General features: G+C 41.4%; 16 protein-coding genes and 1 pseudogene. 12 read left to right on the top strand and 5 right to left on the bottom strand.

What is annotated here, in order from left to right; all coding sequences use genetic code 11:
* Positions 1-105: 105 nt before the first annotated feature.
* Positions 106-846 carry a hypothetical protein gene (locus tag NSTCB13_RS01035; RefSeq protein ID WP_448271121.1) on the bottom strand — a complete coding sequence of 247 codons (741 nt, stop codon included), beginning with the start codon at positions 844-846 and terminating at the stop codon, positions 106-108.
* A gap of 178 nt (positions 847-1024) precedes the next feature.
* Between NSTCB13_RS01035 and NSTCB13_RS01030 the strand changes: the two genes are divergently transcribed.
* From NSTCB13_RS01030 to NSTCB13_RS01015, 4 genes are all read left to right on the top strand, one after another.
* Positions 1025-1669 (top strand): L,D-transpeptidase, encoded by a 645-nt coding sequence (locus NSTCB13_RS01030; protein ID WP_448271120.1) that lies wholly within the window; start codon positions 1025-1027, stop codon positions 1667-1669.
* 137 nt (positions 1670-1806) lie between these two features.
* Complete coding sequence (locus NSTCB13_RS01025; protein ID WP_448273227.1) at positions 1807-1986, top strand: hypothetical protein; 180 nt, start codon at positions 1807-1809, stop codon at positions 1984-1986.
* 124 nt (positions 1987-2110) lie between these two features.
* Positions 2111-2707, top strand: a complete 597-nt coding sequence (locus NSTCB13_RS01020) for an SMI1/KNR4 family protein (RefSeq protein WP_448271118.1) — start codon at positions 2111-2113, stop codon at positions 2705-2707.
* A 120-nt stretch (positions 2708-2827) separates the two neighbouring features.
* Entirely contained in the window at positions 2828-3703 is an 876-nt protein-coding gene (locus tag NSTCB13_RS01015; protein ID WP_448271117.1) for an SMP-30/gluconolactonase/LRE family protein, read from the top strand.
* Between the two features lie 289 nt (positions 3704-3992).
* Here the strand turns inward: NSTCB13_RS01015 and pgsA are convergent, their stop codons facing one another.
* The gene (gene pgsA, locus NSTCB13_RS01010) at positions 3993-4529 is read right to left on the bottom strand and encodes a CDP-diacylglycerol--glycerol-3-phosphate 3-phosphatidyltransferase (RefSeq protein WP_445629991.1); all 537 of its coding nucleotides are present in this window, start codon (positions 4527-4529) and stop codon (positions 3993-3995) included.
* A 208-nt stretch (positions 4530-4737) separates the two neighbouring features.
* On the opposite strand from pgsA, the gene NSTCB13_RS01005 reads away from it, so the two are divergent.
* The 8 genes and pseudogenes from NSTCB13_RS01005 (at position 4738) to NSTCB13_RS00970 (ending at position 13137) form a co-directional block, all read left to right on the top strand.
* Positions 4738-6159, top strand: coding sequence for an aspartate ammonia-lyase (locus tag NSTCB13_RS01005; protein WP_448271115.1), 1422 nt, complete (start codon positions 4738-4740; stop codon positions 6157-6159).
* 166 nt (positions 6160-6325) lie between these two features.
* Complete coding sequence (locus NSTCB13_RS01000; RefSeq protein WP_448271113.1) at positions 6326-7297, top strand: DUF362 domain-containing protein; 972 nt, start codon at positions 6326-6328, stop codon at positions 7295-7297.
* Between the two features lie 1123 nt (positions 7298-8420).
* A complete protein-coding gene (locus NSTCB13_RS00995; RefSeq protein WP_104905165.1) occupies positions 8421-8606 on the top strand; it encodes a hypothetical protein in 186 nt (61 codons plus the stop codon).
* Positions 8607-9010: 404 nt separating this feature from the next.
* Positions 9011-9524 (top strand): annotated as a pseudogene (locus NSTCB13_RS00990) (inorganic diphosphatase).
* A gap of 157 nt (positions 9525-9681) precedes the next feature.
* On the top strand, positions 9682-10065 hold the full coding sequence (panD, locus tag NSTCB13_RS00985) for an aspartate 1-decarboxylase (protein ID WP_292729447.1): 384 nt from the start codon (positions 9682-9684) through the stop codon (positions 10063-10065).
* Positions 10066-10076: 11 nt separating this feature from the next.
* Complete coding sequence (locus NSTCB13_RS00980; protein WP_445629995.1) at positions 10077-10979, top strand: MBL fold metallo-hydrolase; 903 nt, start codon at positions 10077-10079, stop codon at positions 10977-10979.
* Between the two features lie 359 nt (positions 10980-11338).
* A complete protein-coding gene (locus tag NSTCB13_RS00975; protein WP_448271110.1) occupies positions 11339-11875 on the top strand; it encodes a GNAT family N-acetyltransferase in 537 nt (178 codons plus the stop codon).
* A gap of 84 nt (positions 11876-11959) precedes the next feature.
* Positions 11960-13137 (top strand): IS630 family transposase gene (locus NSTCB13_RS00970; protein WP_448271108.1). Its coding sequence is split into 2 segments (ribosomal slippage): positions 11960-12401 and positions 12401-13137, totalling 1179 coding nucleotides; the frame shifts between segments, so codons are not numbered across the junction.
* A gap of 268 nt (positions 13138-13405) precedes the next feature.
* Here the strand turns inward: NSTCB13_RS00970 and NSTCB13_RS00965 are convergent.
* From NSTCB13_RS00965 to NSTCB13_RS00955, 3 genes are all read right to left on the bottom strand, one after another.
* Complete coding sequence (locus tag NSTCB13_RS00965; protein WP_445629999.1) at positions 13406-14623, bottom strand: HhoA/HhoB/HtrA family serine endopeptidase; 1218 nt, start codon at positions 14621-14623, stop codon at positions 13406-13408.
* A 268-nt stretch (positions 14624-14891) separates the two neighbouring features.
* On the bottom strand, positions 14892-16214 hold the full coding sequence (locus NSTCB13_RS00960; RefSeq protein WP_448268399.1) for a D-alanyl-D-alanine carboxypeptidase: 1323 nt from the start codon (positions 16212-16214) through the stop codon (positions 14892-14894).
* A gap of 724 nt (positions 16215-16938) precedes the next feature.
* Positions 16939-18009, bottom strand: coding sequence for an LOG family protein (locus NSTCB13_RS00955; protein ID WP_448271106.1), 1071 nt, complete (start codon positions 18007-18009; stop codon positions 16939-16941).
* Positions 18010-18216: the final 207 nt, after the last annotated feature.

Here is an 18216-nt window from a genome sequence, read left to right as displayed (position 1 = left end):
ATAAATATTATATTGGGTAGATTTTAATATTTGAAATTAGTAAAGATTAGTTTAATGATAAACTAACCGTAAAACAGCAGACATCAAGGAATAAGGAAAAATGAATCAAAAGCAATGTGAAAAATCAAAATTTATCTCTAGTGCAGTTTCTTTACTCTTTTTAACTTCTTGTTTCAGCTTTGCGATTCTCCCACAAATAGGATTGGGACAATCTACAAAGCAAGAAACACCCACTAATAACACCACAGAACCAAATAGCACAGGGCAAGCAACACCACCTGCTTCTGACGAAATCAAAAACCCGATAACACCTACTAATAACACCACACAACCAAATAATTCACAGCCAGCAACACCACCTGCTTCTGACGAAATCAATCCAAATACTGGCAATACCACAACGCCGACTAATTCAAATACTGGCAATACCACAACACCGACTAATCCAAATACTGGCAATACCACAACGCCGACTAATCCAAATACTGGCAATACCACAACGCCGACTAATTCAAATACTGGCAATACCACAACGCCGACTAATCCAAATACTGGCAATACCACAACGCCGACTAATCCAAATACTGGCAATACCACAACGCCGACTAATCCAAATACTGGCAATACTAAAAAGCCGACTAATCCAAATACTGGCAATACCACAACGCCGACTAATTCAAATACTGGCAATACTAAAAAGCCGATTAATTCAAACACTGGCAATACTAAAAAGCCGATTAATTCAAACACTGGCAATACTAAAAAGCCGATTAATTCAAACACTGGCAATACTAAAAAGCCGATTAATTCAAATAATGGCAATACCACAGAGCCAACATATCCCATTCCAGGACGAGGATAAAACTTATTTGATTAGTGAGATTTTGCAAAATAGTTGAGTAAAAATTCAGAATTCAGACTTCAAACTAGTTGAAATTTGAGTTCTGAATTACTATTAATAAATAAAAGCAAAATTAAAAATTAAATATTTTATAATAAACTTATAAATTTAATGCAATAGATTATGAACAATAGTGTGTATTATCGTAATGTTCTCAAGTTGGGATTAATCTCAATTGCTTTGCTTTTCTGGCTTCAATTACGTGCTATTGCCAAAACTACAATTGAGCAAAGAGTAACGGAGAAGACAATAATTAGTCAACTGAACTCTCCTCCCGCGCAGCCAAATCTTCCTAGCACTTCTGAGCGAATGATGCGTTTACTGCTGAGGCTAAAGCTTCCAGTGCAGACAACCCCTCCTAATACTTCTGAGCAAAATATCCATTTACTACTCTTTCTCAAACAACGAAAACTTTATGTTTATCGGGGGGATGTTTTACAAGCCAGCTATCCCGTAGCTATTGGTAAACCAAAGTGGGAAACGCCTACAGGCAAATTTAAAGTGCTTAATATGGTTAAAAACCCAGCTTGGCGAAATCCATTTGTTAGTTACACAGAAGTTATTCCTCCAGGTTTAGAGAATCCTCTAGGAGAACGTTGGATTGGATTTTGGACTGATGGAAAAGACCAAATCGGATTTCATGGTACTTACAAGCGAGACTCTGTAGGGAAGGCAATTTCTCATGGTTGCGTTCGTATGTATAATGAGGACGTGCGAAAATTGTATGAAATGGTGACAATAGGTACTCCTGTAATTGTAGTTCCTTAAATACAGATAAATGTACATAAATAACGATGATTTATTCGTTATTACCGTTGTTCATCTATGATTTCGGTTTCGTAAAATTTTGGTGATAAAAAATCAATTTATCGAGAGATGTTTTCAATCAGCAGTGTTAGCTTTTTGTGGCAAAAGATAAATATCCTGAATATGATTTTATTTCTGGTTTACAAGATTCTCTGGAAAATGACTATTTAGCTGTGGACAGAAGGTTTCGCGCAGAAGTTGAGGCTGAAAAAGGTGAAATTCGTCAGGCAAACCAGAGTCCTCTGGGTATTCACTGGGAAGATCGTACATGGTGGTAGGGTTTCTTTTGGAGGACGAGGGGGGTCTGTTTGATACATAACGGGAATCCTGACCGACTAATTTTAAATTAACAGATCGCGATAAAGGTTTGGCAAAAATCAAAAGACAAATTTTTGAAAATGAATGAGCGCGAGCGAAAATATTCAACAATATTTCATAAATCTCTTAGAGATTATTGAAAAACAAAGACCTGGATACATTGCTGTTTTAAAAGAAGGTTTACTAGATAATGAAATTCAGAATAGCATTATAAATCATTCAATTCCTGAAGGTTTAATTGCTATATATTCGTGTGTTAAAGGATGTGATTTGGAACGTCCTAATGATTTAGATTTTCCTACATATTTACTTCCTGGATTCGATTTAATTGAAATTGATAAAGTAGATAGATTTATAAATCGTTTGCATAGCGTACATAAAGATCCAGACTGTTGGGGATGGCAACCAGATATGATTCCTTTTTTATATGGTAGCGGAGGTGATTACTATTGCGTCAGAACTTTGTCAGACAATCAATCAGTTGTACGGATTCCTAAAGATGATGTTCTATATATAATTTCTGAAAGTATTAAAGATTTTATTTTAATAGTTACGGAATGCTATAAACAAAATGCTTATTTTTTGGATGAAGATAGATATCTGGAATGTAATTATGATTTGGAAGAAAAAATTATAGTAAAATTCAACCCAAATTATTATTATCAAAATGGGTTAAAATAAAAATAACGATCAAACGCATAAAATCCATTTGTTATAAGTTAAACCAAGAACTTAAGAGTAGAAATTGAGTTGACATTGGGTAAAGATGTATACTTCATTTAATATTTAAATTAACTGCTTATGGGACAATATCCACTCCACAATGTTCTACAAGCCCGTGCCCGTTTAGGTGAAAGCCCCATCTGGGACTCTACCAGAAGCTTACTGTACTGGGTTGATATTTATAACCATCAAGTGCATCAGTTCAATCCTGCTACAGGGAAAGACTTGTTTTTTGATGTAGGAGATGTAGTAGGTGCGATCGCAACAGCAGGTGCAGATAGATTAATTATGACATTACGTCATCACTTGGCATTCCTCAACACCCAGACAGGCGAAGTTACTCCCATTTTGGAGATTGAAGGAAATCTGCCAGATAACCGTTTTAATGATGGTAAATGTGACCCCCAAGGCCGCTTTTGGTTTGGCTCAATGTGTTCTTTAGAAAAACCCCAAGCTAGTCTTTATCGTTATGATGCTGATGGTTCATTGCATATCATGGAAACGGAATTGACTATCTCTAATGGTCTGGGGTGGAGTCCGGATCAAAAGACGTTTTACTTAACAGATTCTCCTGAGCAAAAGATATATGCTTACGATTTTGATTCAGTTACAGGTAGCATTACTAATCGCCGGATTTTTGTTGATTTAACTCATGAATCTTTCTATCCAGATGGGTTGACAATAGATAGTGAAGGACATATTTGGTCCGCTATGTGGGATGGATGGTGTGTGATTCGTTTTAGCTCTAAGGGCGAAGAGATATTGCGGATAAAGCTACCTGTGCAAGTGCCAAGTAGCTGTACTTTTGGGGGCGAGAATTTGCAAACACTCTACATCACCACTGCTTCAGTTGGACTCAGCCAAGCGGAAATTGAAAAAAGTTTCTACTCAGGTGATTTGTTTGCTCTCCAAACTGATGTTACCGGATTACCTAGCTATGATTTTGAGAAATAAAGTATTAGCTGTGTAAAAGTGAAGCGCTAAATTGCCTCTCGCATTCGTTCAACTCGACTCTTTACTTGTTTGCAAATTCTAAAAATTCCGAGTTGCGAGTTCCGATCTCGAAGTTTCCAGTTGCGATCGTGAAGTTCCGAGTTTTGAATCTCAAGTTTCGAGTTTTGATCTCGAAGTTTCCAGTTCAGATCCTGAAGTTCTGAGTTTTGATTTCAAAGTTCCGAGTTTTGATCTCGAAATTCCGAGTTTTGAGGTTGTTGCCAATATTCCTGTGTAGCTTATTCCTGGTTCATTTTACATCTAATAGAGTATTTTCCTTAATTGGATTTTGCGGCAAAAGATAAATACCACCAGAAATTAAAGTTAGGGCAACAGAAATCCAAAAGGCAATTATAGAGGGAGTTTGCCACACTTCAGGTAGGGGTGCAATTAGAAGTGCGATCGCAACTATTTGACTAATAGTTTTGAGTTTACCCCAAATATTCGCTCCGGTAATTGTTGTTTGATTTACTCGCCAACCAGCGATCGCTAATTCTCGCGCTAAAATCAAAAACACTCCCCAAGCCGGTATTTTTTCTAGTTCAATCAAAACCATCAATGGCGCTAGTACCAGAAATTTATCCACTAAGGGGTCAAGAAATTTACCCAACTCACTAATTTGGTTGAGTTTCCGCGCCAAATAGCCATCTAACCAATCAGTTAACGCCGCAACGATAAAAATCGCCAAACATATCCACCTAGCTTGTGGTGTGGGGTTGTATAAGCCATAAAGCAAAAATGGTACACCCAGAAGGCGAGAGAAGGTAATCCAGTTGGGTAGAGTCATAGGATATTGGGCATTGGGCATTGGGCATTAGGAGTGCTGTTAGCGAAGCTCGGCGTTTAGCCGTGCTGAGTTAAGAGTTAGGAGTTAAGAGTTAAGAGTTAAGAGTTAGGAGTTTTCTTTACCCCCTTGTCACCTTGTCTCTAATTCTCCCCACTTTCTCCCTAAGCGTGGGAAAATCTGTTTTCTGAAGCTCTCTTAAAACAATACTATGACTGAATACACAGACTCTCAATTCCGCATCGAACGCGATTCGATGGGCGATCGCCAAATCGCTAGTAGCGTTTATTACGGTATCCAAACCCTACGAGCTATCGAAAACTTCCCCATTAGCGGCATCAAGCCTTTAGCTACTTACGTAGATGCTGGATTGATAATTAAAAAAGCTACAGCAATTGTGAATGGAGAACTAAATTGTATTCCCCAAGATATTAGTCAGGCGATTGTGCAAGCAACTGATGAAATCTTAGCTGGGAAGTTCCGCGATCAATTTGTTGTGGATGTTTATCAGGCGGGTGCTGGAACATCCCACCACATGAATGTTAACGAAGTTCTCGCAAATCGCGCCTTAGAAATACTTGGTGAAGAAAAGGGCAATTACAAACGTGTTAGTCCCAATGACCACGTTAATTATGGGCAGTCTACCAATGATGTGATTCCGACTGCAATTCGCATTGGTGGATTATTGGCATTATCTAAGACATTACACCCAGCAATAGATAGTGCGATCGCATCCTTAGAAAACAAAGCTGTAGAATTTCAAGATATCGTCAAATCTGGCAGAACCCACTTACAAGATGCTGTACCCGTGCGTTTGGGTGAGAATTTTCGAGCTTGGGCGCAAATTCTTACAGAACACCAAAACCGAATTTATACCGCCTCTGGAGATTTGATGGTGCTGGGTTTGGGAGGTAGCGCAGCCGGAACGGGATTAAATACTCATCCTTTGTATCGCGCCCGTGTGGTAGAAGTTCTCTCAGAATTGATTGATACTCCTTTAGAACCTGCGCCCCATCTCATGGCAGCTATGCAAAGTATGGCTCCATTTGTGAATGTTTCTGGTGCGTTGCGGAATTTAGCCCAGGATTTAGCCAAAATATCTCATGATTTACGGTTGATGGATTCGGGGCCAAAAACAGGCTTGAAAGAAATTCAACTGCCTCCAGTGCAACCCGGTTCCTCGATTATGCCAGGGAAATATAACCCAGTCATGGCAGAGATGACATCAATGGTGTGCTTTCAGGTGATGGGTTACGATAGTGCGATCGCTTTAGCCGCACAAGCCGGACAATTAGAATTAAATGTGATGATGCCGCTAATTGCCTATAACCTAATTCACAGTATCGAAATTCTCGGCAATACCATCGCTGCACTCACCGAACGCTGCATTGAGGGAATTACTGCCAATCGAGAACGTTGTTTAGCTTATGCCGAAGGCAGTTTAGCTTTAGTAACCGCACTAAATACCCATATCGGTTATTTAAATGCCGCAGCTGTCGCCAAAGAATCTTTAGAAACTGGTAAATCTCTGCGGCAAATTGTTTTAGAACGAGGATTAATGAATGAAACAGATTTAGCCACAGTGTTAAATCTAGAACAAATGAGTGGTATCTTACCGCTCAAAACAGAATAATAGTTTATGGGGCATGGAGCATTGGGTAGGGCATGGTATTCTCCTTGTCCCCTCATTCTTGACCCTGCGTGAAGCTTTAGCTACTTTTTATTTAGTCTTTTCTTCAATTTTGAATTTTGAATTTTGAATTTTGAATTGATTTCTCCCTCTATCCCCTACCTATACTATGCAGACTCAAAAACCAGCTGTTAGTCTCATTCGAGCTACATCTTACGAACGAGAGGCTTTACGAGAATCCTTAGTCACACTGCTGGAACCTTTTGGAGGAATAGCAGCGTTTGTCAAAAAAGGCGATCGCGTTTTACTCAAACCGAATCTACTTACCGGATCGCGTCCTAGTAAAGAGTGTATCACCCGTGCCGAACTAGTTTATGAAGTTGCCCAAATGGTAATTGATGTTGGCGGTAAGCCATTTTTGGGCGATAGTCCTGCTTTTGGTAGTGCCAAGGGCGTAGCAATAGCAAATGGCTATCTGCCTATTTTAGAAGAACTCAATCTTCCCATCATCGATTTTCACGGTCAGCGTTACCAAACCGTTAGTGATAATTTTAACCATTTGCGCCTGTCTAAAGAAGCAATGGAAGCAGACGTAGTGATTAACCTACCGAAAGTTAAATCACATGCTCAGTTGACATTAACACTGGGCGTAAAAAACCTGTTTGGTTGTGTCCCCGGCAAAATGAAAGCTTGGTGGCACATGGAAGCGGGAAAAGACGCGAATAGATTTGGTGAAATGTTAGTAGAAACTGCCAGAGCGATTAACCCTAACTTAACCATATTAGATGGCATCATCGGTCACGAAGGTAATGGCCCCAGCAACGGGGAACCTCGCCAACTGGGCATTTTAGCAGCCGCATCAGATATATTTGCCTTAGATCGGGCAATGGTAGAAATCCTCAATGTTTCTCCTGAACAAGTGCCCACAGTTGCAGCTTCTCAAAGGCTAGGAGTTTGTCCAGAACTTGCTGCCATAGAGTTTCCACATTTAAATCCTGACTTATTAAAAATAGAAGATTGGCGGCTACCAGACAAGTTAATGCCCATTGATTTTGGTATGCCCCGCGTCATTAAGTCTACCTTTAAGCATCTTTACACCCGATTTATCAAGGAACCAATCAGTGTTTATGGAAGGCAGTAGGGGGCGGGGAGATGAAGAAGCAGGGAGGCAGGTGGTCACTGAGCGTAGCCGAAGTGGGAGCAGGGGGAGAATAACTCTTAACTCCTAACTCATCTACGGATAAGGGTTAATCGCGTCTCTACTCCTAACTCAGCACGGGCTAAACCCTAGCTATCCGCTAACAGTACTTAGCACTCAGCACTGTTTTGCTCAATGCCCAATTTAGTGCAAACGTCGTTACAGCAATTTCATTTATTAGCAGAATAATCTGTAATTACCCTCCGATCGCTTAACTAAACCGCCCTATTATATTTAGTGGCGGTTTTTTTCGCTGATTAATTTGTTATACAATTTTTCGTCTGAGATTTTGATTTATTCAAAAAGTTATACGGATTTAGGATCTGGAAATTGGCATTAGGTATTTTGTTCAGATATGGGGATTTGGTAATAACTTACTATACCTCTAGGCCACTTTCTCAAACTTATTTACTCTATCTTTATGTAGATTGACAAAATGGCTGTGATATTACATAGATTGCAAAATTGAAATTCTTAAATATTTGTTTAGTGATATCACTGAATCCATTCTTCCTTATACAGTTAATGTATCTGTGTTTATTCGGTAGTTATCATTGGTTACAAAAATCGTTACTACTATTTCTTCTCTGGTGTCAAATATTTTATGTATAACTACTATATAACAATCAATTGCACTGAATATCTATCAGTGCAATTGCGGTTTTGTGTCCTGTATCACAAATTAGCAATTCCAGTAAAATGACCTTATCAAAAGCTTTATAGAATGTTATAATCATGAAGTATCGGATAAATATGTTTTGCTAATTAATCTTTAATCAGCGAAAAAATGTAACTTATGATGCTGTCAAAGTTTGCTTTGCGTATGCAACCCGTTACACCATACAAAGAAACACCTGAAAATATTAATTACAAAATAAAACATAATTTGTTTAATTGTAACTTTGTCTTAAGAATTCTATGTATAAAAAGCCTACTATGACAGTTGTATAACTGGTTTAAATTGTAGAATGCTACACATTTTACAGTTTAAAAATAGCTAAAATAGCATTAATACTCTCACTGAGAGAGTAAACCTACACAGTGTTGCGAAGAACTTCAATTTTGTATGAATTCAAATAGCCAGTCTGCCAATGCCGATACATATTCCCAACGTTTGGCAGACATTGTGGGAACTGCGATCGCTCTATTGACTCTTACCCTACCCGTATTTGTCATCGCCCACTATTCTTCAACCAATGTTCAAAATAACCAGCAACCTCTGATCCAAAATATACAAAGAAATCAAGATTGATCGAGCTTCATAGTCGCATTTTCTCATGAGGATATCTACAAAAAAGCAGAACACTGATTTTGTAGACAATCTCTGAAGATGTGGGTGTAGTTAGTCAAAAATAAGCTAAATCTGGATTGTGTGACTCCAGATTTCAGTTGTCTTAACAAAGTTAGGACAGAAATCCCCCTAACAGCAATTAAGGGCGGAGAATATCCATAATACCCTCTTGGAAAAAGCGTTGCGAGCAAACTTCGTAACGCTTTTTCTATTTTTTCCCCTCCGCACCTCTGCTTCTTGTACCCAACGGCCCCATGCCCTGGAATAAATACCTTGGGAAGAGATCCATATTGCCCTAAAATTCTACACGGGGAGCGAAGCTGACAGAGTGCCCCCATGATTCACAGTTATCAGAGGAGTTTTTTGTGGACTTATCTCGTATTCCTGCCCAACCAAAACCGGGTCTAATCAACGTTCTGATTGAAATTACTGGCAAAAGTAAAAATAAATACGAATACGACAAGGAACTACAAGCTTTTGCTCTAGACCGAGTACTTTATTCCTCAGTACAATATCCTTATGACTACGGCTTTGTACCTAATACTTTGGCTGATGATGGCGATCCCCTAGATGGTATGGTCATAATTGATGAGCCGACCTTTCCCGGCTGTATTATTGCTGCGCGACCCAATTGGCTTTTTGGAGATGATTGACGGTGGCGATCGCGATGAAAAAATCCTTTGTGTTCCTGACAAAGATCCGCGCTACACTCAGGTAAAATCCCTGAATGACGTAGCACCACACCGCTTAGAGGAAATTGCTGAATTTTTCCGTAGTTATAAAAATTTAGAAAAAAAGGTGACTGAAATTCTCGGTTGGCAAGATGTAGACAAGGTTGCAGCTTTAGTTGAAAAATCCGTCAGAGCTTATAGAGGATAATAGAAAAGTTAGGAGTAGAGACGCGATTAATCGCGTCTGTACATGAGTTAAGAGTTAAGAGTTATGAATTTTTATTCCTCACTCCTAACTCCTCACTTCACTTTGCTAACTTTCCCTTGTTACGGATTTTATAATCTGCCACCAAACCCAAACCAGAATGCAGCGTACTCTCCTTTTGGCAAAAATTCATAACTGCACCCTTACAGGGGCAAATATCAACTACGTGGGTAGTATCAGCATTGATGAAATCCTTTTGGAAAAAGCTGGTATCTTACCTTATGAGCAGGTGCAAGTAGTTAATAGTGCCAACGGCCAGCGCTTTATTACTTATGCGATCCCTGCTCTAGCTCATTCAGGAATCATTGAGCTAAATGGAGGTGCGGCACGTCTAGGCATTATTGGCGATCGCTTGATTATAATGACTTACGGGCAGTTTACTCCAGAAGAGTTAAAAAGTTACTCTCCTACGGTAGTCATTGTGGACGAAAAAAACAGGTTGTTGGAAGTGCGGCGCTACGATGACCTGCTCAGTAAGGTCTAATTTCAAGGAAAATGTCAAATTTTGAGTTGTCGGATTCCCAGAGCTACATAACAGAAAAGTCATCTACCCTGCCCAGTAGCCCAGCAGGTGAATTTATCGTGCAATTTTGGGGTGTCAGAGGTTTAATTCCTACTCCCAGTAGCAACACCAATCGTTATGGTGGTAATACTGCTTGTGTAGAAATATATGTGGCTGGGAAACGCTTGATTTTTGATGGCGGTACTGGCTTACGCATATTGGGTAAAACTTGGCAAGAACTGCAACAGCCACTAGAAGCCCATTTATTTTTTACCAACTGCCAATCAAACCGAATTCAAGGATTTCCCTTTTTTGCTCCTGCATTTATTGGGGAAAATTGCTTCCATATTTACGGCACAGCTGCCTCCAATGGAGCCTCAATCAAACAATGTCTGTACGATCAGATGCTCCAGCCGCACTTTCCTTACCCTTTACAGGTAATGCAGTCAGAATTGCAATTTTACAATCTGACCCCAGAAAGTGACGTAAAGTTAGATGATGTCACCATTACCACTGCATTAATTAATCAAACTCAGCGGTCAGTTGGCTATCGAGTTAGTTGGCAAGAGTATAGTGTTGCTTATATCACAGATTTGCACCAAAATGCCGATCAAGTGGAGCGAGAGCGGATTTTAGAGTTTATTCAAGGCGTTGACTTGCTGATTGCCAATGCCACTTACACTCCGCCGACATCTCACAACCATGATTCTGCTGATTTACTCTGGCAAGCTGCGGTGAATGCAGCTCTGAGTGCTGGCGTCAAACAGCTAGCTATTTCTCATCATCACCCAGATGACCATGATGACTTTCTCGATCGGGTGCAAGTCGATATTAAATCTGCTTTTCCTCAAGCGATACTAGCCCATGAAGGTCTGATATTAGTTGTTGGGAAGTGATTTAGAGTCGTTGTAGCGATCGCCTAAGTTATGTTTAGGGTCATAGCCCTGACTGGGGAAGGAAGTTTCCCAGCACTGGTAGTCCTAAACCCTTACTACAAGTTATACGGAAAAATTCCCTATAATACCCGAATATGAATCTTATATAGAAAAATTCTGTATAATTACCCGATTTGAGGTATTTATATAGAAGGTTTCCGCATAATAAATAGTTATGCCGTCTCCGTGTTCAGGTTAGGGCAGTAATTAAGAAGTTATTCATTAGTGCTAAAGTTCATCATTTTGGGATATCGGTAGAGTTCTTTAATGTACTCTCCGAAGTAAAACTGTAAATTACAGCATGAGGTGGTAGGCTCCCTATGCAGAATGTTTCTTTACGCCCAATTACCGTAGAAGATGCAACCTCAGTACAGCTTTACGCTTCGGATGCTCGGCTTGCGGCAACTTGTAATGTGCCTCACCCCTACCCGCCTAACGGTGGACAAGTATTTGTTGAAAGATGTATTCATGCTTGTGAGTCGCGCCAACGATTTCCCCATGCCATTCTTCTTGATGGGCAATTCGTGGGAGTGATCGGTCTGAATCTGCCTGACTTCAAGAATCTAAGTGCTGAAGTGGATTATTGGCTGGCAGTCCCATTTTGGGGGCAAGGAATCATGACTCAAGCTGTTGGTTTAGTTGCTAGTGTAGCGTTTCAAGACCTTGGCTTTCGTCGTTTGTTTAGTGGCTGTTGGTCTAAGAATCCAGCCTCCTGTCGCGTTTTAGAGAAGAATGATTTTACGGAAATATCGAGTGTTGTGAATGATGGTCACTTTGGACAGAAGTTTGCAGGAGAGACAATTCGTAGATTTACCCTCTCATATAACGAATGGCAAACGTATGTAATGACGGCATAACAATCGCGCCGCACCGGAACATTTCAGTATTGGACTGACACAGCTAAAATAGTGCAATAGATATGCCAAGGTGAGGACTCGAAAGTGGGAAGAGGTCGCCGAGATAAAGTCCATCTGACGGTAGAACAAAGAGAAAAACTTGAACAAATCAGCCGAAATGGCTATGCACCCGCCAAAAAAATCCTACACGCCAGAATTCTGCTCATGTGCGATGAAGGAGAACAAGAAACAAGAAAATGGACGGACGAAGAAATAGCACAAGCTTTACAGGTACATAGGAACACAGTCGGAAGAATTCGCCAGAGATTTCTGCTCAAAGGCGAAAAACCTGCCTTGGAGCGATCGCAAAGAAAGACTCCTCCCACAGCACCAAAAGTAGATGGAGCAACCGAAGCACATATCATCGCTCTTTGTTGTTCCGACCCACCATCTGGCAGAGCAGACTGGACAATTAGACTGTTAACAAGAGAACTGAAAAAACGGACAATTGTCACAGAAATCTCGCGTGAAACTGTGCGACGCACTTTAAAAAAAACCAATTACGCCCTTGGAAAACGCAAAGATTCTGTATTCCAGAACGGGATTTAGCGAGATTCGTATCGCAAATGGAAGTCATTTTAGACCTTTATAGCCAGGTACATAGTGAAGATGAACCCTTAATTAATATGGATGAAGCCTCTGTCCAGCTCACTGGGCATGTCTACGAACCCCTAGAAATGGAACCAAATCAAGACAAAAAGGAGGATTATCACTATACCCGTGAAGGAGTGCAAGCTTTGTTTATGTTTTTTGACCCGAATCGGGGATGGCGCAGAGTTAGCAATCGAGACCATCGCACTCGTGTTGATTGGGCAGAAGAAGTCCGTCAACTTTTGGATGTAGATTATCCTCAGGCGCGAAAAGTGAAGTTAGTCTGTGATAATCTCAATACTCACAACATCGCCTCACTTTATGAAGCATTTCCCGCCCCAGAAGCCCATCGATTGGCCAGACGCTTAGAAATTTATCATACTCCCCGAAACGGCAGTTGGTTAAACGTAGCTGAAATTGAACTGAGTATTTTATCAAAGCAATGTTTAGCCAGAAGGATTCCTACCTCTGAACAACTCAAAATTGAACTCTTAAACTGGCAACAGGAACGCAATCATAGTGCTTCTAAAGTAATATGGCGGTTTTCTACTCTTGATGCCAGGGTGAAACTCCAACATCTTTATCCAGTTTTTGAGGAGGAGGAATCCGTTAGTTCTAATGCAACATTTTAGCTGTGTCAGTCCAGTATGGTGGGTTAGGATGCAAGTGTTATCTGCGTCCGGTGAGCGCAAAGTTGGGCTGTTGAGTTACTGAGACGAGTCAGTGCGATCGCAGTTTCTATTCAAAGAGGATGTTTTAAAAGTCTAAATTGTTACTCGTCTTGGCGACTGGAAGTCGCGGTTACACAGACATTAAAAACCTTTATAGAATACACGCGCTTTGGGCACAGCAATGCTGTGCCCTTACTATTCCACACAATTAAAATAGGCTATATTACCCCTACGAAGCATTTTGCAACTCGGCTGTGCGGACTGAAAGCTGCTCTGTCTTATTACCCCGTTGCACTTTTACCTGTAATACTTGACCAAGGCGACTGTCTTCCACAACATTCTGTAATTGTTCGGCACTGGTAATAGCTTTACCATCAATTTGCAGAATTACATCCCCGCGTCGGATACCCGCAGATGCAGCTGGAGAATTGGGAACAACTCGCATCACAAAAACACCATTAATTTCTGGTATCTGAATCGGAGAGTTGGGATCGGTGTTATTTTGCTTGGCGAGATCGGGTGTCAAAGTTAGCATTTGCACACCTAAATAGGGATGAGCAACTTTGCCATCGCGTTGTAATTGCGCGGCGATCGCTTTAGCTTTATCAATAGGAATGGCAAATCCAATACCCATTGCATCAGGACGAATGGCTGTGTTAATACCAATTACTTCACCTTGACCATTCAATAGTGGCCCGCCAGAGTTACCAGGGTTAATGGCAGCGTCTGTCTGAATGAAATCCAAACGTTTGTCACTAATGCCGACTTGGGCGCTGGAACGTTTGAGGGTACTGACAATTCCCAAGGTAACAGTATTATCGAATCCCAAAGGATTACCAACTGCGATCGCCCAGTCTCCTACTTGGACATTAGTGGAAGAACCCAAAGGCGCGACTGGTAAATCGTTACCAGCGTTAATCTTGACTACTGCCAAATCTGTGACTTCATCAATACCTTGAACTTTCCCTTCAAAGGTGCGGCCATCTTTGAGTCGGACTGTTACTTTATCGGCCTTATCGACCACATGAGCATTAGTCATAACTAACCCGCTCTTGTCAATAATAAAACCTGAGCCTAAACCGCGTAACTGCTCAGACGGCGGCATCTGTTGGGAGAAACCGTCACCAAAAAACCGACGGAAAAAGGGGTCTTCCATAAATGGATCGACGCGGCGAGTAATTGTCCGTTCAGTATCAATGCGGACAACTGCTGAACCGACACGATTCACTGCTGCTGTAACAAAGCTACTGCTACCGATCGCAGCACTAGCTGGTGATTGTCGTTGAGCAATTAGATTTGAAGTATCAACAGCAGTTATTGTGGGTGCTGGTTCGGCTTGGGAGGGTAACACCTGCAATGTGCTAATCGCTAGCACAACTCCTAGCGCGATCGCTAAAACATGAGTAGTGAGTTGACGTAGAGACCGAGATATTTTGGGAAATCGCATAATCACAACCTAATTTATAAGCTTAATTGTTGCTTAGTCGTGACAAATCTATTTACAGTTATTTTTATTTCAGGTTTCGCCTGCTCTTTCCCCTATTGGGGTTAGGGTATTTTGCGAACTACCTGTAATCAACTTAATAGAAAATTTAACCCAAAAGCTATTATGGACATTTACCCTTTACAAGTTCGGTTTTTACCCATCAATAAAACTTTTGGATTGCGAATAAGATTAGTCCGCTCTCTGTTCTAACTGTAGACTATGGAAGTCCCTAACTTTTGTATAAAATTTCATTGCGATTAGCTGCACCTAGCTGGGGTAAAGAGTTAATGGCTGAGTGGGGAGTGAGGTTAACAGGAACAGTTAGAGGTAATTGTAATTGTTTGACAACACTTTGCAAGAGTTGGTCTTGTCCAGTCCGCAAACCCCAGACATTTGTGCCACGGTTGATAATAGCAAACCAAACCAAACCGCGATCGCGTGTGGGCATCACTCCCGCTAAAGCGCTCACATCCCGGAGAGTACCAGTTTTGATCACAGTCGCCAGGGGAATGTGTCTGGTGTGTAGTGTCCCCCGATGATCGAATCCAGACATCGGGAACAAGTCAGCTAGATTCAGTTGATGGGCAGATGCCTCAGCTTGAATAGCCATAAACATGGCACACACAGCCCTGGGGGAAATGCGATTTTCCGGCCCCAATCCAGAACCATTGATTAACTGGATTTCCGCTTGTGGCACTCTCGCCAGATTAGCAGCAGTTGATTGGACTACAGGCGCTCCCCCTACTGAATCTGCTAGCATCTCTGCCATATCGTTGTTACTATAAACGTTCATTTCCTTGAGTAGTTGCTTCAAGGGCAATGAGCGATGACGCAGTAACAAAGTTTGTTGAGGGTTTGGTTGCGCCTCAACTTTCACCGCGCCAGCAATCACAACTTGAGGCTTGGGTGTTCCCTTGGGCATAATTGAGTGGGTGTAAATCGCAGGGCGTCCCCAAGTGGCACGATTTAGCGTTTGCTTGAGCATCAGACCAGCTAGCATTGGCTGACGTTGAAAATTCATGGCAAAACTGCCAGTAATAATCAAATTCCCCTTTACTTGCTTGATGCCCATTTGATTGAGAGTATTACCAAGAGCGATCGCTTCTTCCCAAACAAACAAAGGATCGCCACGGCCTGTAACCACCAAATCGCCCTGCACAACTCCATTTACCACTGGGCCAGTCACACTCACCAAAGTATCAAATTGGTAATCTGGTCCCCAAGTTTTCAAAGCAACTAGTGAAGTGGCAATTTTAGTTAAAGAAGCAGCCGGCAGAGGTGTCGTACCTTGGTGATTTGCCATCAGCATTGGTCCTGACTGCATCCAAATTCCCTGACTCTCAGCCAGATTTTGCGCCACCACTTTTGATGTAATCAGCTTTTTCAAATATTCCTGCACCGTAGTCGCCCCAGTTGGATTTGGATCGGGGGCAAGAACAAAGCCAGGGCTACTTTGCCAAGTTAGTGCATCTAAGGCATCTAGAGGTTTGATTTGTACTCCAGCCATTTCCAGCCAAAGCGACACCAAACCTGAACCCAATAATTCCAGCATTTTTTATTCCTCTGTTAGGATCTCAAGCGTTGTTTACTGTGCTAATATACAAGCTTTTTTACAAAAATCAGTATTGAGTCATAATAACTGGTGTTTTTCTCATCTGTAAGTAGGGTGAATTATATTGTTTTCGTGGCTTGCTTTGACAGTGCCAAAATCCCCATTGCTCATGAAGATAGCCGCATGAATATATAAAATATTTTTGCTCTGTGGAGAGACTACGCTGTTGGCGATGTCGACGACGGACTGTATTGTACCCCTACAGGGAAGCAAGGGAAGCTTGCGGTAGCGTCTCCAACAGAAGAAGACTCGCTTTCAGCTGCCTACTCCTACAAAGAAGCAAGCTACGCCCAGGGTGTCGCAGCCTGATAATAAAAGGCTTTATGCTGTGCGATCGCTCTTGGTAATTTCATAACCTTGAAACAAGGAATGGGAGAGTATTCAAAATTCTCTCCCTTTTTTCCCTTAATACAAGGTGAGTTCGATGAACCTCTCCCGGACAACCTCCCTCTCCCACGGGGTCAAGGGAGGAGCAACGAGAAATTAGGGTTTTGGCTTTCCTCTCCGTGTCCAAGAGGGGTTGCGGGAGAGGTCAAAAAAGGGCTTGTCGAACTCACGTTAATACATTAATCAGCATTCAAGTTGCATAATCAGGGCGGATAAGATGTCCGCCCCATAAGATAGTGAGAAAATTTTAATATGCAAATTAGATGTGTTTTATTACCTACTTTCTTTCTGGATGCGCTGCATCCTCTGGTGAAGGAGTACCCATCCGGTTAATTGTGGCAATCATCTGATACAAACGTCCCAAATCGCGTTGATTGAAGTACAAAATGAGGCGAGGTAGTCCAACAGTTTCATCTTGTGCTTCTTGAGGTAATGCCTGACTTTTTTCAATTCTTCCTTGAATAATAATGTCGCTAAAATCAGCATTAAGTTTTTCTAACAGAGCGTCTGATATATCTGTCTTCAGACGGATGACTAACTTATCGCTGACATAACGACTGGAATGATAAACCTGGTAAAAACGGGTGATAGCATCACAAGCCACATCCAGGTTATCTGTCACCGTGTAAAGGCTGGGGTCTTCAGGATTGACAAGACCGTTTTGCACTAGTTGCTTATCAATATATTCGCTCCAAGAGCGCCAGTAATCACCACCAGGGCGATCGATTAAAACTAAAGGTACTGGCCCAAATTTACCAGTTTGGCTTAATGTCATACATTCAAAAGCTTCATCTTGAGTACCAAAGCCTCCCGGAAACAAGGCTACAGCATCACTTTCTTTGAGAAGAAACAACTTGCGGGTAAAGAAATATTTGAAGTTAATTAGCTTGGGATCGCCCTCGATAAAAGGGTTTGCTTGCTGTTCAAAGGGTAACTGAATGTTTAATCCAAAGGAATTTTCTCGCCCAGCACCTTCATGACCCGCCTGCATGATTCCACCACCGCCACCAGTCATCACCATAAATCCTAATTGAGAAACAGCGCGAGCAAACTCAAGGGCCATTTGGTATTCTGGTCTATCTGGCGCTAGACGAGCAGAACCGAAGATGGTGACTTTGCGAACGTGGCGGTAATCATAAAAAAGCTGGAAACCGCGCTCCATATCTGCTAATGCAGCGGATAATATTTTCCAATCGAGACGCTCAATTTCGGTATCAGCTAGACGAACAATAGTAGTAAGTGCTTGCTGAATAAATTGCCGATTTTTTAATGTCGGTAAACGAACGATCAACTCAGCGATATCCGCCTGTAAAGACTCTAATGTGTCAAACGACGCAGATGAGGTCATGAGAACTGCCGCAACAATGGCACTATATTTTACGTGAACTACTTACACTCTAGCAAGCGGGAATAGCTCTCTGATGTGCAGTTAGCAAATTCAGAACTAGTTTTGAAGCTGGAAATTCTAAAAATCTTTTTGATAAAGCTTGTTGCGATACTTAAACTTTTGAACACCATCGCAAGTTCTCTCGGTCGACCAATTGACATAACTCCC

The organism is Nostoc sp. DSM 114160 (genome assembly GCF_053470305.1).
This window is presented reverse-complemented; position numbering and strand designations above follow the sequence as displayed.